The sequence below is a fragment of the Algibacter sp. genome (genome assembly GCF_039977455.1).
GTDB lineage: Bacteria > Bacteroidota > Bacteroidia > Flavobacteriales > Flavobacteriaceae > Algibacter_B.
The window spans coordinates 46,923-69,855 of sequence record NZ_JBDWDG010000011.1 but is presented as its reverse complement, the minus strand read 5'-3'; the positions used below and the strand labels follow the sequence as shown (position 1 = coordinate 69,855).

19 protein-coding genes are annotated in these 22,933 nt (G+C 31.8%); 9 read left to right on the top strand and 10 right to left on the bottom strand.

Translation table 11 applies throughout. From position 1 onward, the window contains the following. Positions 1 to 50 precede the first annotated feature (50 nt). Positions 51 to 314, bottom strand: coding sequence for a DUF4834 family protein (locus tag ABJM36_RS02790; RefSeq protein WP_348448946.1), 264 nt, complete (start codon positions 312 to 314; stop codon positions 51 to 53). A gap of 144 nt (positions 315 to 458) precedes the next feature. Here ABJM36_RS02790 and ABJM36_RS02785 point away from each other — a divergent pair, with 144 nt between their 5' ends. Continuing rightward, positions 459 to 1,469: a transporter gene (locus ABJM36_RS02785; protein ID WP_348448944.1), complete on the top strand. Its 1,011-nt coding sequence runs from the start codon at positions 459 to 461 to the stop codon at positions 1,467 to 1,469. A 29-nt stretch (positions 1,470 to 1,498) separates the two neighbouring features. Then, positions 1,499 to 2,620, top strand: a complete 1,122-nt coding sequence (locus ABJM36_RS02780) for a GTP cyclohydrolase (protein ID WP_348448942.1) — start codon at positions 1,499 to 1,501, stop codon at positions 2,618 to 2,620. Between the two features lie 52 nt (positions 2,621 to 2,672). Here ABJM36_RS02780 and ABJM36_RS02775 read toward each other — a convergent pair whose 3' ends face one another. The 3 genes from ABJM36_RS02775 to ABJM36_RS02765 all read right to left on the bottom strand — a co-directional run bounded on the left by ABJM36_RS02775 (position 2,673) and on the right by ABJM36_RS02765 (position 7,353). Then, complete coding sequence (locus ABJM36_RS02775) at positions 2,673 to 3,932, bottom strand: aminotransferase class I/II-fold pyridoxal phosphate-dependent enzyme (protein ID WP_348448940.1); 1,260 nt, start codon at positions 3,930 to 3,932, stop codon at positions 2,673 to 2,675. 245 nt (positions 3,933 to 4,177) lie between these two features. Next, a complete protein-coding gene (locus ABJM36_RS02770) occupies positions 4,178 to 5,218 on the bottom strand; it encodes a pyridoxal-phosphate dependent enzyme (protein WP_348448938.1) in 1,041 nt (346 codons plus the stop codon). A gap of 74 nt (positions 5,219 to 5,292) precedes the next feature. Further along, on the bottom strand, positions 5,293 to 7,353 hold the full coding sequence (locus tag ABJM36_RS02765; protein ID WP_348448936.1) for a S9 family peptidase: 2,061 nt from the start codon (positions 7,351 to 7,353) through the stop codon (positions 5,293 to 5,295). 86 nt (positions 7,354 to 7,439) lie between these two features. Between ABJM36_RS02765 and ABJM36_RS02760 the strand changes: the two genes are divergently transcribed. Further along, the gene (locus ABJM36_RS02760) at positions 7,440 to 7,763 is read left to right on the top strand and encodes a YbaB/EbfC family nucleoid-associated protein (RefSeq protein WP_348448934.1); all 324 of its coding nucleotides are present in this window, start codon (positions 7,440 to 7,442) and stop codon (positions 7,761 to 7,763) included. Positions 7,764 to 7,908: 145 nt separating this feature from the next. On the opposite strand, the gene ABJM36_RS02755 is transcribed toward ABJM36_RS02760, so the two are convergent. The 4 genes from ABJM36_RS02755 to ABJM36_RS02740 all read right to left on the bottom strand — a co-directional run bounded on the left by ABJM36_RS02755 (position 7,909) and on the right by ABJM36_RS02740 (position 12,428). After that, positions 7,909 to 8,925 carry a GntG family PLP-dependent aldolase gene (locus tag ABJM36_RS02755; protein ID WP_348448932.1) on the bottom strand — a complete coding sequence of 339 codons (1,017 nt, stop codon included), beginning with the start codon at positions 8,923 to 8,925 and terminating at the stop codon, positions 7,909 to 7,911. A gap of 181 nt (positions 8,926 to 9,106) precedes the next feature. Continuing rightward, positions 9,107 to 10,279 (bottom strand): GNAT family N-acetyltransferase, encoded by a 1,173-nt coding sequence (locus ABJM36_RS02750; protein WP_348448930.1) that lies wholly within the window; start codon positions 10,277 to 10,279, stop codon positions 9,107 to 9,109. Positions 10,280 to 10,341: 62 nt separating this feature from the next. Further along, positions 10,342 to 11,253, bottom strand: a complete 912-nt coding sequence (locus tag ABJM36_RS02745) for a GNAT family N-acetyltransferase (protein ID WP_348448928.1) — start codon at positions 11,251 to 11,253, stop codon at positions 10,342 to 10,344. Between the two features lie 11 nt (positions 11,254 to 11,264). Beyond that, the gene (locus ABJM36_RS02740; protein WP_348448926.1) at positions 11,265 to 12,428 is read right to left on the bottom strand and encodes a GNAT family N-acetyltransferase; all 1,164 of its coding nucleotides are present in this window, start codon (positions 12,426 to 12,428) and stop codon (positions 11,265 to 11,267) included. Positions 12,429 to 12,780: 352 nt separating this feature from the next. On the opposite strand from ABJM36_RS02740, the gene ABJM36_RS02735 reads away from it, so the two are divergent. The 6 genes from ABJM36_RS02735 to ABJM36_RS02710 all read left to right on the top strand — a co-directional run bounded on the left by ABJM36_RS02735 (position 12,781) and on the right by ABJM36_RS02710 (position 21,910). Further along, positions 12,781 to 15,294 carry a hypothetical protein gene (locus tag ABJM36_RS02735; RefSeq protein WP_348448924.1) on the top strand — a complete coding sequence of 838 codons (2,514 nt, stop codon included), beginning with the start codon at positions 12,781 to 12,783 and terminating at the stop codon, positions 15,292 to 15,294. A gap of 666 nt (positions 15,295 to 15,960) precedes the next feature. Further along, positions 15,961 to 16,935 carry a hypothetical protein gene (locus ABJM36_RS02730; protein WP_348448922.1) on the top strand — a complete coding sequence of 325 codons (975 nt, stop codon included), beginning with the start codon at positions 15,961 to 15,963 and terminating at the stop codon, positions 16,933 to 16,935. Positions 16,936 to 17,184: 249 nt separating this feature from the next. Continuing rightward, a protein-coding gene (gene prfB, locus ABJM36_RS02725) for a peptide chain release factor 2 (protein WP_348448920.1) occupies positions 17,185 to 18,295 on the top strand; the annotation gives its coding sequence in 2 pieces (ribosomal slippage) (positions 17,185 to 17,247 and positions 17,249 to 18,295; 1,110 coding nt in all). Then, positions 18,292 to 18,909 carry an HAD family phosphatase gene (locus tag ABJM36_RS02720; RefSeq protein WP_348448918.1) on the top strand — a complete coding sequence of 206 codons (618 nt, stop codon included), beginning with the start codon at positions 18,292 to 18,294 and terminating at the stop codon, positions 18,907 to 18,909. Before prfB ends, ABJM36_RS02720 begins: the two co-directional genes overlap by 4 nt. Next, a complete protein-coding gene (arsC, locus tag ABJM36_RS02715) occupies positions 18,909 to 19,250 on the top strand; it encodes an arsenate reductase (glutaredoxin) (RefSeq protein ID WP_348448916.1) in 342 nt (113 codons plus the stop codon). The genes ABJM36_RS02720 and arsC overlap by 1 nt, the downstream gene beginning before the upstream one ends. Positions 19,251 to 19,339: 89 nt before the next feature. Next, positions 19,340 to 21,910, top strand: a complete 2,571-nt coding sequence (locus tag ABJM36_RS02710; RefSeq protein WP_348448914.1) for an outer membrane beta-barrel family protein — start codon at positions 19,340 to 19,342, stop codon at positions 21,908 to 21,910. 68 nt (positions 21,911 to 21,978) lie between these two features. Here the strand turns inward: ABJM36_RS02710 and ABJM36_RS02705 are convergent, their stop codons facing one another. Next, positions 21,979 to 22,152 (bottom strand): hypothetical protein, encoded by a 174-nt coding sequence (locus tag ABJM36_RS02705; RefSeq protein ID WP_326283304.1) that lies wholly within the window; start codon positions 22,150 to 22,152, stop codon positions 21,979 to 21,981. Between the two features lie 93 nt (positions 22,153 to 22,245). Next, positions 22,246 to 22,887 carry a peroxiredoxin gene (locus ABJM36_RS02700; protein WP_348448912.1) on the bottom strand — a complete coding sequence of 214 codons (642 nt, stop codon included), beginning with the start codon at positions 22,885 to 22,887 and terminating at the stop codon, positions 22,246 to 22,248. Between the last annotated feature and the right edge of the window lie 46 nt (positions 22,888 to 22,933).

Here is a 22,933-nt window from a genome sequence, read left to right as displayed (position 1 = left end):
AACTTTAAATGAATAATTTCCTGTTATATGGAAAAACAAAAAAGACAGAACTACTCTATTTCTTCATAATCCACATACTCACCAACATTTTTGTTTGACGTTTTTGTTTCTGGAATTTTATCAATAGTTATTTCGCCTTCCTTTTTTTGAGGCTGTTGATTTTGTCTTTTTTGGAATTGACCAAACTGCCCCCCAAAACGTTCTTCTGCTTTTTTGGCAGCAAATTTAATCAGGAAAGGCGCGAAAATCCTAGAAAGAACTTTTATTCCGTAATATACTAAGGCAATTATAAGAATGGTTTTCAATAAACCCATTTTTTTACTTTTATGATTTAATTAAACAAAAATACAATTCTATCCGTTTAAAAAAGGCTCAATAATGATAAAAAAAGCATAAAATATCTATATTTGAAAACCTTTAATACATTTCTATTAAAGAATTAATTAAACTATAGGATTATGACCCCAATTAAATCTAAATTGTTTTTTCTGCTATGCTTGGTAAGTACTCAGGCCTTTTGTCAATATACAGATGTAATTAATTCTAATAGACCAGGAGTGTCTAGAAGTGCTTTTTCTGTAGGAACTAATGTGGCACAATTGGAAATTGGACCGTATAGCATTAAGGAAGAAAGAACACCTGCCGTAGCCTATGATGTTTCTGGATTTGGAATTGATTTTGCAGCACGATACGGTTTATTATTTGAAGAATTAGAATTGAATATTGAAGGTACTTACCAAAACGATACTAAAACGTTTGCTTCCAATTTTTCTACAGATGAAGATCGCGCTAATTTTAGATTTTTAGCCATTGGTGCCAAATACCTGTTATATGATCCATACAAAAATGCTGAGGAAGACAAACCAAACCTTTACAGCTGGAAAGCCAACAGACAGTTTAAATGGAAATCTTTAATACCAGCCGTTTCCGTTTATTTAGGAGCAAATTACGACACAAAACCAAATCCTTATACTTATTCTACAGTTGAAGGATTTAGTCCTAAAATAATGATTGCTACCCAAAACAATTTTTCTGGTGGTTGGGTTTTTGTAATGAATTTAATAAAAGATAGAATAGGTACAGACCAATCTGACTTTCAATACATTTTAACCTTAACACATTCCTTTAGTCCAAAATGGGTTATTTTCGGGGAAACTCAAGGCATACATAGTGATTTTTATGCTGATAACCTTTTTAGATTTGGCGGTGCTTATTTATTATCTAAAAATTTTCAACTAGACACAGCAGCAACATTTAATACTAAAGACACGCCATCGGTATTTAGTGTTAATTTTGGAGCGTCGTACCGCTTAGATTTCCACAAGGATAAGGAAATTGATAATGGTAATTCTTTTGAAGACATTGAAGCGAAACGAAAATCAAACGCTAAAAGTAAAAGAAAGCAAAAAGAAGAAGAGGATTTAAATAAAATTAACAAACGCAAAAAGAAAGACATAGATTTTGATTAGTAAATCTCATCAACATCTAACCCAAACATATGATAACACTTAAAGAAGTAAAAAACAAAAAGGAGTTAAAGGCTTTTGTAAAGTTTCCATTTAAACTCTATAAAGATTCAGAATACTGGGTACCTCCTATTATTAGCCAAGAGATTAAAACCTTTAGCAAAAAAGAAAACCCTGTTTTTAATGATGCAGAAGCGCAATTATTTTTAGCCTATAAAGATGGGGTTATAGTTGGCCGAATTGCCGCCATATTAAATTGGCTAGAAATTAAGGACCAGAAAATAAAAAAAATGCGTTTTGGTTGGTTTGATTTTATTGATGATTTAGAGGTTTCTAAAACGCTTTTAAACGAAGTTGAAAAAATAGGAAAAGCAAACAACCTTGAATACACAGAAGGACCTGTTGGATTTTCTAACTTAGACAAAGTTGGAGTAATGACCGAAGGATTTGATTCTATTGCCCCAATGGTTACTTGGTACAACCATGAATATTACGCCAAACATTATCGACAAGCAGGATACGAAGTTGAAAAATCATACTCAGAAAGTAAATTTCCTTTTTCCAATGTAAAACCCGAATTTTTCAAAAAAGCACAAGAACTTATTAAACGACGCTATCAACTTAAAGCTTTAAAATTAACCACTTCAGAAGAGGTTATGCCTTATGCGGATAAAATGTTCGATTTATTTAACGAAAGCTACGCATCCCTATCCTCTTTTGTCGCCATTAACGATGTACAAAAAGCGTATTTTAAAAAGAAATTTATAAGCTTTATAAATCCTGAATATATCAAGTTTATAGTTGATAAAAATGATAATATGATTGGTTTCGCTATTGTAATGCCTGCCTTCTCCAAGGCTTTACAGAAAATGAATGGGAAATTATTCCCGTTCGGTTTTAGACATATATTGAATGCTAAAAAAAATAGTAAGGACGTTATTTTTTATTTAATAGGCATTCACCCAGATTATCAAAATAAAGGTGTTCATGCCGTAATATTTAATGAATATTATGAAACGTTTAAAAAGAAAGGTATAGAAACCTGTTATAGAACGCCTGAGTTAGAAGATAATGAAGCGATTAAAAAAATCTGGAAACATTTTTCACCAGAAGTTTATAAGCGTAGAAAAACATTTCGAAAAAATTTAGCATAAAAAAAATCCGATTCAAACATGAATCGGATTTTTTTTATCATTTTTATAAAATCTACTCGCCCATTGCCGCTATTAAAGCTGCAGATAAACGTTTGTAAGTTCCGTTTTCTAAACGATCTCTAATCGCATCAAAAGCATCTAAAGTTTCAGACACATCCTCTAACGTATGTGTTGCTGTAGGTATTAATCTTAGTAAAATTAAACCTCTAGGTATTACAGGATAAACCACTATAGAACAGAATATTCCGTAATTTTCACGTAAATCTCTAACTAAAGCCATAGCCTCAGGAATACTTCCTTTTAAATACACTGGTGTTACACAACTTTGCGTTGTACCAATATCGAAACCACGCTCTTTTAAACCAGATTGTAATGCGTTAACATTCTCCCATAATTTGTTTTTCAACTCAGGCATAGTTTTAAGCATTTCTAAACGCTTAAGTGCTCCTACTACCAATTGCATTTGCAAAGATTTTGCAAACATTTGAGAACGTAAATTATATTTTAGGTAATCAATTATTTCTTGGTCTCCTGCAATAAAAGCTCCTGTACTTGCTAAAGATTTAGCAAAAGTTGCAAAATAAACATCAATATCATCTTGAACACCTTGCTCTTCCCCTGCTCCTGCTCCTGTAGCTCCTAACGTTCCGAAACCATGAGCATCATCAACAAATAATCTGAAATTAAATTTCTTTTTAAGCGCTACAATTTCTTTTAAACGGCCTTGTTCACCACGCATTCCAAAAACACCTTCAGAAATTACAAGAATTCCTCCTCCGGTTTGTTCTGCCATTTTAGTGGCACGTTCTAAGTTTTTTTCTAAACTTTCAACATCGTTATGCTTGTAAGTAAAACGTTTCCCCATGTGCAAACGCACTCCATCAATAATACAGGCATGTGCATCAACGTCATAAACAATAATATCATCTTTAGCTACCAAAGCGTCAATAGTAGACACCATACCCTGGTAACCAAAATTTAAAAGATAAGCTGCCTCCTTACTAACAAACGAAGCTAATTCATTTTGAAGTTTTTCATGTAAATCGGTATGACCAGACATCATTCTAGCACCCATAGGGTAAGCAGACCCATATTCGGCTGCTGCTTCCGCATCAACTTTACGAACTTCAGGATGGTTTGCTAATCCTAAATAATCATTGATACTCCAGGTAATAACATCTTTCCCTTGAAATTTCATACGGTTAGAAATTGCTCCCTCTAACTTAGGAAATACAAAGTAACCTTCTGCTTGTGACGCCCATTTACCTAATGGCCCTTTGTCTTTGTAAATTTTTTCGAATAAATCTTTCATTTATTATAATCGTATTGCTTTTAAAATTAAGACATAACTACAACTAGTTAATTGCTTTTAAAGAGAATTAAACAAGAAATGCTTAAAATTAAAGAAGCCTTTAGTAATTAGTTAGTGACTGCAAAATTAAATATTTATATGGTTTGAACATAATTTTTAATGCCCAATTATTAACAAAACCTAAAAAAGGTAATATTTTACGACTTTAGCAAAATATTACCCCTTTTAATTTACCTATAATTTTATTATTGTATGTATTGTATATTTTCTGCGGCAGCTTCATTGATACTATCAAAAAACCCTTGATCGCTCATCCATTTATCACTATACACTTTACTCATATAGCGTGCACCATGATCCGGATAAATAATTACAACATAATCGTCCTTTTTAAATACCCCTTCATCTCCAAGTTGAATTAATGCCTGAGTAGCCGCTCCAGAGGTGTACCCCACAAACATACCTTCTTTTTTAGCAATTAACCTTGCGGTATGCGCGCTATCCTCATCTGTGACCTTTACAAATTCATCAATAACATCAAAATCTGTGGCTGATGGAATTAAATTTTTACCTAATCCTTCAATTCTATATGGATATATTTCCTTTTCATCAAACTCTCTAGTTTCGTGATACTTCTTTAAAACAGATCCAAAAGCATCAACTCCAATAATTTTTATATCTGGGTTTTGCTCCTTTAAATACTTTCCTGTACCCGAAATAGTTCCTCCTGTGCCACTACAAGCCACAAGGTGTGTAATCTTACCATCCGTTTGATTCCAAATTTCTGGCCCAGTAGAATTATAATGTGCATCAATATTTAATTGATTAAAATACTGGTTTATATAAACCGATCCTTTAATCTCGCTATGTAAACGTTTTGCTACTTCATAATAAGACCTTGGGTCGTCTGCACTAACATGAGCTGGACAAACGTAAACCTTGGCTCCCATGGTTTTTAGCATATCTATTTTGTCTGGTGACGATTTAGAACTTACTGCTAACACACAATCATACCCTTTAATGATACTTACCATAGCAATACTAAATCCTGTATTACCAGATGTTGTTTCTATAATGGTATCGCCGGGAGTTAAAATTCCTTTTCTTTCGGCTTCTTCTATAATATAAAGTGCTATCCTATCTTTAGATGAGTGCCCTGGGTTAAAAGATTCAACTTTTGCATAAAAGTTACCTTTAAACTTGGAAGCTATTCTATTAAGTTTAACAAGCGGAGTGTTGCCTACTAAATCTAATACATTATCAAATACTTGATTTCTGTTTTTCATAAAAGCTTTTTATAAACCATAATTAAATGAATAATCATAATTTAAACCGGACAAAAATAAAACTTTTTTTTTTATTAACCATAAATTCCTTCTAAATCTAGTAAAAACGCATACTCCAAGGCTAATTCCTTTAAACTTTCGAAACGTCCGGAAGCGCCTCCATGCCCAGAATCCATATCAATATGAAGCAATAATTTATTAGAATCTGTTTTCATTTCTCTTAATTTGGCAACCCATTTTGCCGGCTCCCAATATTGCACTTGAGAATCATGCAAACCCGTAGTAACAAGCATATTAGGGTAGTTTTTAGCTTCTACATTATCGTAAGGCGAATACGATTTCATATACTTATAGTATTCTAGTTGATTTGGGTTACCCCATTCATCATACTCCCCTGTTGTTAATGGAATAGAATCATCGAGCATGGTAGTTACAACATCTACAAAAGGTACTGCGGCCAATATGCCATTATAAAGTTCAGGGTTCATATTAATAATACTTCCCATTAATAAACCACCTGCCGAACCTCCGTAGGCGTATAAATGTTTGTTTGATGTATACTTTTGTTTAATAAGGTGCTTAGAACAGTCAATAAAATCTGTAAACGTATTCTTTTTGTTGAGTAATTTTCCGTTTTCGTACCATTCGCGACCTAAATACTCGCCTCCTCTAATATGTGAAATAGCATAAATAAAACCACGATCTAGCAAACTTAATCTCACACTTGAAAATGAAGGATCGATAGTTGAACCATAGGAACCGTATGCATATTGCAAAACAGGGTTTGAGCCATCTAGCTTTATGCCTTTTTTATATACTAAGGATATAGGGATTTTTACGCCATCTGAAGCGGTTGCCCAAATACGCTTAGACTCATAATTTTCTTTTTTAAAATGGCCACCAAGAATTTCCTGTTCTTTTTTGATTTCGCTTTGTTTAGTTTTTAAATTATAATCAATTACAGATCCAGGAGTATCCAAAGCATTGTAACCATAACGTAGCAAATCACTATCAAAATCGGGATTATTGCCTAAATATGTCGTATAAGTTTCCGAATTAAACGGTAAGTAATAATCTTCCGTATTATCCCAACTAATTATCCTTATTTTGTTAAGCCCGTTTTCGCGCTCATTAACTATTAAATAATCTTTAAAAATCTCAATATCTTCAATTAGCACAGATTGTCTATGTGGGATAACATCCTGCCAAAATTCCTTTTCTGTATTGGTTTCATTACATTTTGAGATTTTGAAATTTTTAGCCTTATCAATATTAGAAATGACATAAAAACTATCGTTATAATGCGCTATACTATATTCTAAATCCTTTGTGCGTTTTTGAAAAATTTTAAATTCACCATCTGGAGTATCTGCATTTAAAAATCGATATTCGGAAGACAATGTACTTGAAGACCCTATAACTAAATATTTTTTTGATTTGGTTTTATAAATAAATGTATTAAACGTTTCATCTTCTTCATGAAAAACCACTTCATCCGAATCATTTTTAGAATGTAGTTTATGCTTGAAAATTTTGTGAGAACGCAAGGTTATCTCATCTTTCATGGCATAAAACAAAGTCTTATTATCATTTGCCCATGTAGCGCTACCCGTTGTATTTTCTATTTTATCTGCATAAATCTCACCTGTAATTAAATTTTTAATTTGAATGGTGTATTGGCGTCTACTTACAGTATCGGTAGAAAAAGCTGCTAGTTGGTTATCCGGACTAATAGAAATGCCTCCTAAATTAAAATAAGAAAATTCTTTTGCCATGTCATTGCAGTCAAATAGCAACTCCTCTTCTGCTTCTAATGTTCCTTTTTTTCGTACATATATAGGGTAATCCTTACCTGCCTCATATTTGGTTAAATACCAATAGCCATTTAATTTATAAGGTACTGAAGTGTCATCCTCTTTAATTCTGGCTTTCATTTCTTCAAATAAATTCTTCTGTAACTTTTCAGTATGTTGCAGCACAGATTTAGTATAAGCATTTTCCGCCTTTAAATACGCTATAACTTCTGGGTTTTCTCTATTATTTAGCCAATAATAATTATCAATTCGAGTGTCACCATGAATGGTTAATTCTTTCACTATTTTTTTGGCAATTGGATATGGATTTGTAGTTTTCAATTAAAACGTATTTATTCATAAAATTTAAGCTTCCAAAAATAGAAAATTTAAATAGCTTTGTATTATAATATTTAATATATAAAATTATGTTTGGAGATATGATGAATATGATGGGAAAACTTAAAGAAACCCAGAAAAAAGTTGAAGCTACAAAAAAGCGCTTAGACACTGTGCTGATTGACGAATCTAGCAACGACAAAAAATTAAAAGTAACTTTAACAGCAAATAGAACAATAAAATCTATTGAAATTGATAATGAATTACTTGAGGATAAAGAGCAATTAGAAGATTACCTTATTATTACCTTAAATAAAGCCATAGATAAAGCGACCAATATAAACGAGTCTGAATTATCTGCTGTGGCAAAGGAAGGCATGCCAAATATTCCTGGAATGGATTTATTTAAATAGTAACCAAAAACCGTAATAATAAATTATTATCAATTTATTAACGCTAATTAATATCCATATATTTAACACAAACTAAAAAGAGGAGCTATTTAGCTCCTCTTTTTTTTTTATATGTTATGTTAAATATAATAAGCTAGTAAGTTTCTTAAATAAGATTCAGTTGTTGTATTAAAATCTCGTGCATACTATCTGTATAATCTAAATGAGTCACCATTCTAAGTTTCCTGCCCCCCATATTAATAATAAATATATTTTTCTTAGCTAATTCTTTAACAAAGTATTGATCATCAACATCATCTTGTAATTCAAAAATAACAATATTTGTTTCGATAGGTTCCACACTTTTAATCATAGCTAATCTCAACAATTCCTTTCCTATATCTTTTGCTTTTAAATGATCGTTTTTTAATCTAGACATATTATGGTCTAAGGCATATAAACCAGCCGCAGCCAAATACCCCCCTTGCCTCATATTACCTCCAAACAGCTTTCTTATTCTAAGGGCATTAGACATGATTTCAGAATCTCCAATCAAAACCGATCCAATAGGTGCTCCCAACCCTTTACTCAAACATACCGATATGGTATCAAAAGCTTCACCATATTGCTTAGTCGTTTCATTTTTCGTTATTAAAGCATGCCATAATCGTGCACCATCTAAATGAAACCCTAATTTATTTTCCTTGCAAACTTGTTTTATTTTTATAATCTCCTTAAAATCCCAACAAGCGCCTCCGCCTTTATTTGTAGTATTTTCAATTTCAACCAAAGCTGTTTTACTATAATAATAAGCATCCGGGTTTATGGCTTCCTTAACTTGATTGGCTGTAAACATACCTCTACTGCCATTTAACAAATTGCAAGACACGCCACTATTAAATGCAGCGCCACCAGATTCGTAATTAAAAATATGGGCGTATTTATCGCAAATTACTTGATCTCCAGGAGTGGTGTGTAATTTTATAGCTGTTTGATTTGCCATAGTGCCACTAGGAAAAAATAAGGCTTGCTCTTTACCAAACATGTCAGAAATATGTTTTTCTAATTTATTAATTGTTGGATCCTCTCGAAACACATCGTCCCCTACTTGAGCATCCATCATTGCTTCTAGCATTTCTTTCGATGGTTTGGTTACCGTATCACTTCTTAAATCAATAATCATAAATTAAATATATCTGTGAAATTATAAAATAAATTTTAACAACCTAAACAACATTAAAAAATAGTTCATGTAGGAAAAAACATATAAATAGGGTTTAGGAGACTATTATTTATAGGGTTTATTTAAAATAAGATAAAGGCCTTTAAAAAAAATAGCAGAAATACAATTAACAGCCTTTTATTTAATGAAACACTAATTTTTGAAAAGTATTTTTTCCTCTAATAATAAAGATACTACTATCTAATTTGTGTTGAAACACCTCTAAATTATTATAGTGTTCGAATTTATAGTACAAAAAATTACAAATATTTTTAACTAAAAATTGATATTCTGGCGCTTTCCAATTTATTAAAATAAATGTGTTAATTTCATCTTTTATGGATTCTAATTCTATAATCTGAAAGCTTTTTTCTTCAATAGTCTTGCCTTGAGATGATTTTGAAAATTTACTTTTAATTGTTTTTAAAGTTTCAACAGCTTTTTTCTTTCTTAAAAATGCTTTCACCCGCACTTTTAAAACTTCAATATTTGCTTTAAACTTAGATTTTAAATCACTTTTAGAAAAGACAACATGATGCTTAAAATTATATATTAAGTTACTCCACCTACGCTTATACTCCAAATCGCCATGACCTTGATCATAAATTGAATAATTATTTGCAATACACCATTCTATCTGTTTATACACCCCTGTATTCCCTAAACTAAACAACTGATAATCTATATTATAGGAAGCTATAGATCCAATTAAAATATCTTTAAAATGGTACTGTACATTGATTTGTATGGGGGCATTGTCATTATAAATGACAAAAAGTGAAGCCCTTTTTATTTTTATAAGGTTGTATGTTCTATGCCGTAATTCTTCCCACTCATTAAGGCGAAAATTAGAATCATTTCTTTGTTGAAATCTTTTAGTAAGCATGTTGCGGAGCGCTTCCATTAAAAAATCATATTTCGATTTTTCAATCTCTCCATGGTAAAAAACATAATTCACATTAAAGCACATTTCTAAGCGCTTAATATTTTTTAAAATAGGCCTAGCATTTTTTCCGAATTGACTTTTTAAATAGCTATTTACATCCTTAAAATCATTTAATTTTGAGGCATAACCTAATCTGTACTCATTAATAGCTTTTTTACATAAATGATTTTGATAGCCAATATCGAAATATTCTGGTATAATTTGAATTGAGAAGTTTTCTTGCCCTAAACCTTTACTTGATTCATTAACTCCTTTATATAGTAAAACACCAGATTCCTTGTAACCAATTTTTAATACACAATCTGGTATATTTTGTCTTTCAAAAAGGGTATCATAAAAGTTAATTCGAGTTGTATTCAAGGTTGACATAGATTTCAAATTTCTAGGACTTCTTTATTTGTTGTTTTAAACTATTTATATAGTAATTAGAATCAAGTTAACTTGCTTTTAAGTTTTTTCATAAAATCAACCATACCGCTACGTTTTAAAAACTCCTTGATATAAACTTTACTACATTCAACTTTACCTAACACAACACCTTTAAAAGATTTCTTTTTGTACAATATATGATGTTCGAAATTATAAATGATATCGCTCCATTTATTTTTATAATCATGGTCGCCATAGCCCCATTCTATTAGCTTGTAATTATTTTCAAGACCCCATTCTACAACCTTATAAAGATTAATATAACCTAGACTAAACTTTGCGTAATCTGTATTATAAGAAGATATCCAGCAGAAAAGTATATTATTTGCCAAATAATTCAATGAAATTCCAATGGGGATATTAGAATTATAAATTACAAACATAGCTGCCTTTTTACTCTTTAATGCTGTATAAAAACCTAACTTTATTTCCGGCCATTGGCTTAATTTTTCGTCGGCTTCATTTTTCTGTTCAAACCTCTTATCTAACATCACTCTTAATTCATCAAACAGGACATTATATTCATCTTGAGAAATATCGTTACCATACATGCGATAACTTACTTTACAACTAGTTTCTAAACCTCTAATAGATTGCCTTATCGATTTTCTAGTTCTTCGACTCATATGTTCTTGCAAAAATGTTTGTACATTTTCAAATTTTCCAACATCAATGGCATATCCTTTATTGGCCTGCTTGATTTTAACAAGTTTATACTCTTCATTATTTACCGAATAATCCAAATAGTTAGGCGACAAACTATGAGAATGAACTAAGCAATTTTTGGTTTGGTTTATTATAGTGTTTTCAATTATATCTTGATCTTTATATTTAATACCCAAATAACAATTAGGTATTTGTGCATTTTGAAATAATTCTAAAAATAAATTTAAATTGCTAAAATTCATACTCATAAAAGTTGGATTTATAAAAATGTAACTTTTTGAAACTTATTTTTAGCCGCTAATACAAATTCTAATTTATTAGGTGTTTTAAATACTTTTAAAAAACTCTTATGAACCGAATTAGAAAATAAAAAATCATTTACTGGCTTATTCAATTTTAAATAATCATTTTGATCGTAATTAATTACCTCCATTAGTTCTAAAGCTTTAGCATCCTTAAATGCACTAACATGATATTCAAGCACATCCTCCTTTTTATTTAAAAAATGCAAATTATTTTTTATCTTATTATAAATAAGGTTTAACTTTTTAGACCGTAAAAACTCAAAAAACTGAATTTTAAACCCTTCTATTTTAAAAGCTAAAATTGTAACAAGGTTAGATCTTTTTGGAATTACTAAAAAATGATCTAAGGTATAAATTTGGTTGCTCCACCTTCTCTTATAATCATAATCGCCCCTGCCCATTTCGTAATGCGTAAATTTATTAGCAATACACCAATCTAGTTGTTTATAAATAATTACATTACCCAATCCAAATTTAGAATAATCAAGGTTGTAAGACGCAATTGCATTAAAGTAAAACCTACCTAAAATATAATTTAAAGATATAGATATGGGTTTCCCAGATTCGTAAACCACAAAAATAGAAGCTTTATTTTCATTAATAAGATCGTAAAACATATTGTAAAGTCTATCCCACTCTAATAATCTATCATTTATCTCCTTTTTCTGTATAAATCTTTCTTGAAGCATTACCCTAAGTTCCTCAAACAAATTATCATATTCCAATTGCGAAATATCGCCAAAATACATGTTATAACTAATATCAAAACACATTTCTAAGCGCTTAACATATCGCCTTATTTCCCTAGCCTTTTTCTTAAATTGAGCGGTTACATGGGTATCAACACAGGTATAATTCTTATTAATTTTTATAGCATAACCTTGATGAAATTGAGTTATCCGCTTCGTTTTATAGTCAATATTAAAGGTAGGCTTTAAATATCTTGGAATCGATTTTAAAGAATAATAAACCTTATTACTAGTTAATTTATTAAAATCCGCATTACTTAAAAGCACTTGTTCCGGCTGCTCCACAGAAACTATAAAATCTATAGGTTCTGGAATTACCTGGCTTTCAAAAAGATCAAAAAAGAAATCTCTACTTATTTTAAAACTCATAGAAATTAAACAATTATTAAATATTTAGGTTATTAATAAAACTAAGGACATTGCTTATTATATACAATACATATTACTAATACACAATAGTAAGATAAATATACATTACAAACCCGAACAAACTTCCGTTTTTATTTACCCGATATCAAAAAAATTATTCAAACGGTATATTATTGTCTGTTATCTGTAAATAATATTATTTAATAACCTCTTGTAACAAGCAGAACTCTAATGTTTAAAACTTGTATTTCATCGTTTTTATCTCCTTAATGAACTAGTATTTTTGAAAAGCTAATGTATATGTCCAATATTGCACCTCGCTATTAATTAACTAATATTAAATACAAAAAACATGAAAAAAATTATTTTTAGTATGTTAGGGATAAGTTTATTATTCCTATCGTGTGAACAAGAACTAGTTGAACGCCAAGAAGTTGACTCGTTATCCTTCTCAACTAGTTCTTCCTTGGTATCAACAAATTGCGAACCCGATTTGGAGGCATTAGATTTAAGCTTACCAGAAACTGTAACTGTAAAAACTAAATTTGCTGCTTGTAGCGATACAGGTGGAGCTTTTCTTTCATTGGATATTGCTGAAGGTGAATTAGCAAGTCTTAATAACGATGCCTACTGTGCCGATTTAGAAGGTACCATAAGCATTCCAGCTACTTACACTTATGATGTGTATTCAAGCTATGAAGACTTAAGCGGTTTAGAGCAAAGCGCTGGAGTTCCTTTATTTGAAAACGCTAGTGATTTTGATAAAATTAACTGGCTATTAAACCAAGATATAATTGGTACTGAAAGTCCGTTAGGTGGAACTTACACTTTCGGACATATTCAATGGGCAATATGGGAAATTATTGAAGGCGAAGGGAACAACTGTACTAATGATTGCGACTACTTGTCTTGCGACCCTATTGATCAATGGGATCTTAATAAAGCATATAACGAAAGTTTAGGCTTAGAGTTAGTTGCTGCTGCTGAGGCGGGAGAAGGTTTTGTTCCGCAATGTGGACAACAAATCGCTATTGTTCTAGCTTCTACAACCTCTCAATCTCTTATAATTACAGTTGATGTTCCTGAAAAAGAGATAGAAGAGGAATGTTTAGAATGTGAAGGTAATGTTACCGAATTAGAACTACAATATAATGGTGACGAGACTGCTACTATAAAAGTTGAAACTAAGGATAAAGGTGAAAACGGTAGTAAAGTTGTTTTTGAAGGAAACGTTGCTCCAGGTGATTCATTTACTATTTATGGTAATGATGAAAACGGAACTTTCGGAAAAGAAATAAAAGTATATGTAGACGGAGACGATGTGAAAATTAAAACGGACTGTTCTAAAGACATAGGTCCTGGTTTAATAATTGATGACATTGAAGTTATTAGTGGTAAGAGTTCGAATGGCGCTTATTTATGCCCAATTCCTTGTCAAGAATGTGATGGTAAAATTACACGATTAGATCTTGAATATAACGGAACAGCAACTGCTTTCATAGAAGTCGTTCAAAAGAAAGATGGTTTAGTTGCTTTTTCTGGACAAGTAAACGCTGGTGAAACATTTACCTTTTCTGGTAAAGATGATAAAGGAACTTTAGGAACCGAGATTTATATTTCTGTTGATGGTACTTTAGCGCAAAAAATACACACTAGTTGTTCTGTTGAAATTGGTGCAGGATCTGTATTTGGAGATTTCACTGTTATTGGTGGTGCAAGTCGTAATGGTGGCGAATTATGCCCTGTAGATACTCCTCCTAATGGTGGAGATGATTGTAATGAATGTGATGGTAAAATTACTCGATTAGATCTTCAATATAATGGAGCAGGCACTGATTTTATAGAAGTGGTTCAAAAGAAAGACGGCTTAGTTGCTTTTTCTGGACATGTTAGCAATGGTGACACATTTACCTTTACTGGTAAAGATGATAAAGGAACTTTAGGTACTGAGATTTATATTTCTGTTAATGGTGCTTTATCGCAAAAAATACATACAAGCTGTTCTGTAGAAATTGGTGCAGGATCTGTATTTGGAGATTTTACTGTTATGGGAGGTGCAAGTCGTAATGGTGGTGAATTATGCCCTGTCGACACCCCTCCTAATGGTGGAGATGATTGTAGTGAATGTGATGGTAAAGTTACAAGATTAGATCTTCAATATAATGGTGGCTCTGCGTTTATAGAAGTTGTTCAAAAGAAAGATGGTTTAATGGCTTTTTCTGGACAAGTTAACGCTGGTGAAACATTTACCTTTTCTGGTAAAGATGACAAAGGAACTTTAGGAACAGAAATTCATATTTATATTAATGGTGCTTTAGTGCAAAAAATACACACGAGTTGTTCAGTCGAAATTGGTGCAGGAGCTGTGTTTGGAGATTTTACTGTAATTGGCGGTGCAAGTCGTAATGGTGGCGAATTATGCCCTGTGGATACACCTCCAGTAAGCACTGAATGTGACTGTGATGGTAAAATCGTTAAGATGTCTGTTGTTTATGATGGTCCCTCTGGAGCCGAAGTAGTTGTTACAGGAGACAAAGGCGGATCTCAAACCTTTACAAACGTTCCTAATGGAGCGGTTTTAACACCAACTTTAGGTGAAGTTGGAAATTGGTGGTATTACACCGTAAACGGAACCTTGCAAGCTAGTATTCACACAAGTTGTTCTGATGATATTTTAGGTAACGTAGATGCTGAAAAAAGTATTTTTGGAAGTTTAGGAAATTTCCCTGATCCTGCAGATGACGATGGAAACAAAAATGATGGAACGTTTTACGTTACTAGTCATACTGATGATAAAGGAAACACATGTAACCTAGGTTATGTAGAAGGTCGTCCAGCCAATTCTAAAAGCTACTTAACTTTTTAAGTACTAAATATTAACAAAGATTTAGTGTATCGACACAAACCTAAAAAGCCTGAGACTTATCTCAGGCTTTTTTTTATTTATATGCGTACAAAACAACTTACAAAATCTATCCCACTCCAACAATCTAACATTTATTTATTTTTTCACCAACCACTTTTTAAGCCTTACCCCTAATACTTCAAATAATTCGTTTTATCCTTTTGCGAAATATTACAAACAAACATATCTAAAATTCCAGAACAACGTATCCTAATTACTAGAACAACAAGTAAACCTTTGAACTACTTAAGTTAAAACTTCAATAAATAAATTTGGGTATATAAAAATTAGCAGAAACCAAAACAATCGATAATTAAATTACTAAAGAGATTTTTTAACCTACCCTTTAACGGATTTATAAACAAATCAACTTAAATATACTAATTTAAAAGCAATTTAATTTAACTTTAATTCAATTGCTTTTAAACAACATTAAATTCATATATTATGAAAAAAAATATTTTAATTATTATAGGAATAGGCCTGCTATTCATTTCTTGTGAAAATGAATTAGTCGAGTTACAAGAAGAGAGTTCTGATTTATTCACGACAACTTCATCTTCATTATCAGGAACTTGCGAACCCGATCTATGGGCTCTGGAATTAAGTTTACCAGAGACAGTAACGGTGAGTACCAAATTTGCTGCTTGTAGCGAGACAGGTGGAGCTTTTATTTCAATAGATATTACTGAAGGTGAATTGGCAAGTATTAATAACGATGCCTACTGTGTGGATTTAGAAGGATCTATAAGCATTCCTGCTACTTACACTTATGATGTGTACTCTAGTTATGATAATTTAAGTGGGTTAGAGCAAAGTCCTGGTATTCCTTTATTTGAAAATGCTAGTGATTTTGATCAAATTAACTACTTATTAAATCAAGATGTTATCGGTACCGATAGCCCACTTGGAGGGAAATATACTTTTGGTCATATTCAATGGGCTATATGGGAAATAATTGAAGGAGCAGGAAATAACTGCACTAACGACTGTGATTATCTTTCTTGTAACCCAATTAATCAATGGGATACTGACAAAGCGTATAACGAAAGTTTAGGATTAGAATTAGTTGCCCTTGCTGCTGCTGGAGAAGGTTTTGTACCACAATGTGGAGATAAAATAGCAATAGTTCTTGCCTCTACAACAGCTCAATCTCTTATTATTACTATAGATGTTCCAGAAAAAGAAGTAGAAAAGGAATGTGATACTGCTTTCGCAATAGGAAATAATAATGATGGTGGAGCAAATGATGACACTACTTGTTTCATAGAAGACGGAATTAATAGATGGGGATGGACAATTGGTCCACTTTCAGTTGGAGAATACACTTATGACGTTTTTGCTGGTGCTGGCCAATGTGACACAAATAAAGGTGAATTAGTTGGTACTGCAACTGTAAATTATAGTAGTGATGGTAATGTTAATGTTACCTATGATATTAGCGCTGACTATGAAGTGAGCGAAACTCACACTTATGCAGGTAAAGCTATGTATCCTACTACTAAAAAAGGGAAAACCAACGTTGCTCCTGGTCAATTCACAATAGAGTCTAACTTATCTGGCGACATATATGTTATATTACATTCTGTAGTATGTAAATAGATAAAACTCAATGTAAATAATAATAATCTTCTTTATCTTCAAGATTAAGAACTACATTTAAATTATAATAAGGTCTGGGATAAAATTCTCAGGCCTTTTTTAATTCATTTAAATCAATAACAATTCAATTTATGTTCTTGAACTTTAATTTAGGTACGTTATTAAATTACTTTTTATTATTTAAAATTCTATATTTAAATCTTTTCTGAAGCTTTTTTTAACCCTATTTTTGTTTAAAATAACAAATCCATGATAACAACAGATCAAATTAAAGATCTAAACACCCGCCTCGACAAACTTAGGCACTATCTTTGACATAGATGCCAAACTTATAGAAATACAAAACGAAGAAGAACAAACCTTCGACCCAAATTTTTGGAATGATTCTAAAGCTGCAGAGACTATTATGAAATCACTTCGTGTAAAGAAGAAATGGGTTCAAGATTACAAAGACTTAAAAACGTTTATTGAAGACCTTGAAGTCATCTACGAGTTTTTCAAAGAAGAGGAAGCAACCTTAGCAGACGTTGAAAAGCGATACAATAAAGCCTTAGAGCTACTTGAGGATATCGAATTTAGAAACATGCTTTCTGAAGAAGGTGATAGCTTAAGTGCCGTTTTGCAAATTACTGCTGGTGCTGGTGGAACCGAAAGTTGCGATTGGGCAAGTATGCTCATGCGTATGTATTTAATGTACGCCGAAAAAAGTGGCTTTAAAGTAAAAGAATTAAACTTTCAAGAAGGTGATGTTGCCGGCATAAAAACAGTAACCTTAGAAATTGAAGGTGATTTTGCCTTTGGTTGGCTAAAAGGAGAAAATGGTGTGCATCGTTTGGTGCGTATCTCTCCTTTTGACAGTAATGCAAAAAGACACACAAGTTTTGCATCAGTTTATGTTTATCCATTAGTTGATGATACTATCGAAATTGAAATTAACCCTGCCGATATTGAGATTACAACAGCCCGTTCTAGTGGCGCAGGTGGACAAAATGTAAACAAAGTAGAAACCAAAGTACAGCTAACTCATAAGCCTTCTGGTATTCAAATTTCATGTTCCGAAACCCGCTCACAGCACGATAATAGATCTAGAGCAATGCAAATGCTTAAATCGCAGTTGTATGAAATTGAGCTACAAAAACAACTATCACAACGAGAAGATATTGAAGCAGGTAAAATGAAAATTGAATGGGGAAGTCAAATTAGAAATTACGTCATGCATCCTTATAAATTAGTTAAAGATGTGCGTACAGCTCATGAAACAGGAAATGTTGATGCTGTAATGGATGGTAATATAGATGCTTTCTTAAAAGCTTATCTTATGGCTATGGGCCAACAAGTTGAAGACGATAACCAATTATGAATAAAATAGATACTATTATTTTCGATCTTGGCGGTGTTTTAATCGACTGGAATCCTGAATATGTTTTTTTAGATGTTTTTAATAACAATAAAGAAAAAACAAAATGGTTTCTAGATCATATTTGTACTAGCGATTGGAATGAAAATCAAGATGCTGGCTACCCTATTGCTCAAGCTACTGAAGATAGGGTTGCTCTTTTTCCTGAATACGAAAAAGAAATTCGATTATTTTATGGCCAATGGACAGACATGTTAGGCGGTGCCATTGAAGGAACTGTTAACATTTTAAAAAAGTGCATAGAATCTAAAAATTATAAAGTTGTTGCATTAACTAATTGGAGTGCCGAAACTTTCCCGATTGCCTTAAATCGTTTTGAATTTTTAAATTGGTTTGAAGGCATTTTAGTTTCTGGTGAAGAAAACACTAGAAAACCTTTTGAAGATATATATAATTTAACTCTAGAACGGTTTAATATTAACCCTGAACATGCTGTTTTTATTGACGATAATCTCAGGAATATTGAAGCCGCTAATAAATTAGGAATTGATGGTATTCACTTTGAAACATCAGAAAAACTAATTCACCAATTAAAAACATTTAATATTAATTTATAATGATTACAATATATCACAATAACCGATGTAGTAAATCGCGTAAGGGATTAGCGCTTATTGAAGATTCTGGAAAACCTTTTGAGGTTGTTAAGTATCTTGACAATGTTCCTACAGCTACAGAGCTAAAAAGTATTATTAAATTACTAAATATCAAACCCATAGAACTCGTTCGAAAAAACGAGGCTATCTGGAAAGAAAATTTTAAAAATAAAGAGTTAAGTGATGCCGACATAATTACAGCTATGGTAGAATATCCTAAACTCATTGAACGTCCTATAGTTATAAATGGAAATAAAGCTGTTATAGGTAGACCAACAGAATTAATTTCTACCATTTTATAGTATCATATTCTAATAGCATTAACATAACTTTAACCTAATACCATTGCAGCTTAAGTTAAATTTGTAGTCAAATTTTTTAAAGGTTACTTATGCTTAAAAACTATGTGCTGCTAATAGCTGTATTACTATTTACTGAGTTTTCATTTGCTCAAAATTCAGAAAGAAAAGAGGTTAATATCTCTGGGTTCGCTCAAAAATCAGAAGGAAAAGAAGTTAATATCACTGGAGTTGTTTTAGACAAAGAAACAAACCTCCCGTTAGAATATGCTACTATAGCATTTTATAGTAAAACTCAAAACAAAATTATAACAGGCGGTATTACAGATGCTAAAGGAAACTTTAAAATCTCTGTTCCTTCTGGAGTTTATGATATTTCTATTGAGTATATTTCTTTTAAAACAATTACCTTAACCAATAAACAAATAACAAAACCTGAAAATATTGGCCGTTTTTTTCTTGAAATTGATGCAGAGTCTTTAGGTGAAGTGGAAATTATAGCCGAACGTACAACGGTTGAAATTAAACTTGATAAAAAAATATACAACATTGGTAAAGACCTTACAACTGCCGGTGGAACCGTTAGCGATGCTTTAAATAATGTACCTTCAGTTGCTGTTGATATTGAGGGTTCTATTAGTTTAAGAGGAAACGAAAATGTAAGAGTTTTAATTAATGGCAAGCCTTCAGCTATGGCAGGTTTTGGAGACACAAACGTTTTAAGCCAATTACCAGCCGAAGCCATAGAACGCGTTGAAGTGATTACTTCACCATCGGCCAGATATGATGCCGAAGGTACCGCAGGAATATTAAATATTATACTAAGACAAAAAGAAACCTTGGGTTTTAACGGCTCTTTAAATTTAACAGCGGGTTCTCCTGAATCTGTTGGAGTTTCAGCAAATATTAACTACCGTACAGAAAAGTTTAATCTTTTCTCTAACTTGGGCTACAGATATTTTGATTCGCCTAGAAATAGCTTTAATGATACCGAATATTTTGATAAATTAGTTGATGGTGTTACTGAATCTCCAGAATTTGAAAGAATAATAGAGGATCAAGATGTTACTCGTATAAACCGAAACTATAATGCAAGTTTAGGTATGGAATATTTTCTATCTAAAAAAACATCGTTAACTGGTAGTGTTTTTTATAGGTATGGAGAGGATGCCGATTTATCTGAAAATTATAGTGACAGATATAATAACGAAAATCTTGTAGAGCAAACTCTCAGAAAAGAGAATCAAGATGAAGCCGGCCACAACTACCAATTTGCTTTAAACTACATTACTAAATTTAATGATGCAGGTCACGAATTAACAGCCGATTTGCAATACGAAAAAGGTTCCGAAGAACAATTAATAAGCATAACTGAAGATTATCTTTTTACTAACCAAACAAATCCTGACGATATACAGAAGGAAATAGTAAATGAGATTGAAGATGAAAAAGAATATTTATTACAATTAGATTACGTACTACCATTAGGAGAAAACGCAAGATTTGAAGCTGGATATCGAGGAAACTTTAAAAACGAAATCAAAGATTATATTTTAGAACAAGAAGATATTAACGATGGTAGCTATTTTGTAAACGATACCATTACAAATGTTTTTGATTACTCCGAAAATATTAATGCTTTATATACCCAGTATGGTACTAAATATGGTAAGTTTTCTTTTCTCCTTGGCTTACGTTTAGAAAACACACAACTTAAGGGGGTCATTAATTCGAGATTAAGTGATACCGAATTACAAGAAGCATTTGGTTTCCCTATAGATACCGATTTTAACAATAATTATTTTGGCCTATTCCCTACCCTAAACTTAATATATAATATAGGAGAAAGCGAGTCTGAATCCGAAGAAAGCATAACTTTAGGTTACAACAGACGTATTAATAGACCAAGAGGATACTTTATAAACCCATTTCCTTCTCGTTCAAGTAGAACTAATGTATTTCAAGGAAACCCTAACCTACGTCCAGCCTATGCAAGTGCCTTTGATATTGGTTACCTAAAACGATGGGATAAATTAACCTTAACATCATCTATATATTATCAATATGAAACCGATTCTTTTGAACGTGTAGAAGAAAACACGGGACAACAAACCACCGACGGCATTGACATAATAAGAACAATTCCTGTTAATTTATCTTCTAATGCAAGAACTGGAGGAGAATTCGGAATTTTATACAACCCAAATAAATGGTTAAGATTAAATAGCAGCTTTAATGTTTTTCAATTTAAAACTATTGGAACATTTAATGGTGTAGATTATGGTGCAAAAAATACAAGTTGGTTTGCTCGTTTTAGTAGCAAGGTAGCATTACCTGCAAAAATCGATTGGCAAACAAATGCTAATTATCGCGGCGCTAGTCAAGATGCACAGTCCTATAATAAAGGTATTTTTAGCTTAGACTTGGCGTTTAGTAAAGAAATACTAAATGATAATGCTACTATTTCTTTAAACGTAAGAGATGTGTTTAATTCAAGAAAAAGAAAAACCCTAACCACTACAGAGTTTTTTGAGCGATATAACGAAACTCAATATAGACAACGCCAAATTAACCTATCATTTAGATACAGGTTTAATCAGCAAAAAATGCGTAACGAGCGCAGAAATAACAACCTAGATGACGATATGGATTTCGAGGGATAGAACTTCTAACGCATAAAAAAAGGGGAAACTAAATTAGTTTCCCCTTTTTTTATATAATATTTTATGTTTTAAGCTTGACGCTTAGCTTTCTTTTCTTCTCTAATTTCTTTCAATCTTTCAATTAAAGAACCTCCTATCCAATAAGGAATAACAAAAGTTAATAAAAAAATCATTAACCAAAATCCTATGGTAAGTATGGTTAAAAATGCTAAAAAGCCTAAATATTGGTCAAAATCAAACATAATTGTAAGTATCTATTTAAAATCTTACGCAAAGATAATGCAAAGTCATTTCTTATACAATATCAAAATAAGATTTATTAACAGAGTTATTCACTAATCTAAATTAGGTTGAGGAGTCATACGTAAATACGGTTTAATTTCATTAACTCCTTTAGTAAATATCTCTTTAGCATCAGCCGTTGAAATTGCTGGACTAATTACCACATTTTCACCGTTTTTCCAATTAGCAGGTGTTGCTACTTTATGATAAGCTGTTAATTGTAAAGAGTCAATAACACGTAATAATTCATCAAAATTTCTTCCAGTCGATGCTGGATAAGTAATAATTAATTTAACTTTTTTATCATCACCTATTACAAAAACCGATCGCACAGTAAGTTTACTATCAGCATTCGGATGAATCATGTCGTAAAGCTCAGATACTTTTCTATCTTCATCGGCAATAATTGGGAAGTTAACACTCGTATTTTGTGTTTCGTTAATATCCTTAATCCACCCATGATGAGATTCCAAACCATCAACGCTTAAAGCAACCACTTTAACGTTTCGCTTATTAAATTCCTCGGTATATTTTGCCACCGTACCTAATTCTGTTGTACAAACAGGTGTGTAATCTGCCGGGTGAGAAAATAAAATCCCCCAACTATCCCCTAGCCATTCATGGAAATTAATTTCACCTTCAGAAGTCTGTGCTGTAAAATTTGGAGCTTCATCTCCTAATCTAATTGTTGCCATAATTTATATATTTTATATTGAACTTTAATTTAACCCTACTAATTTA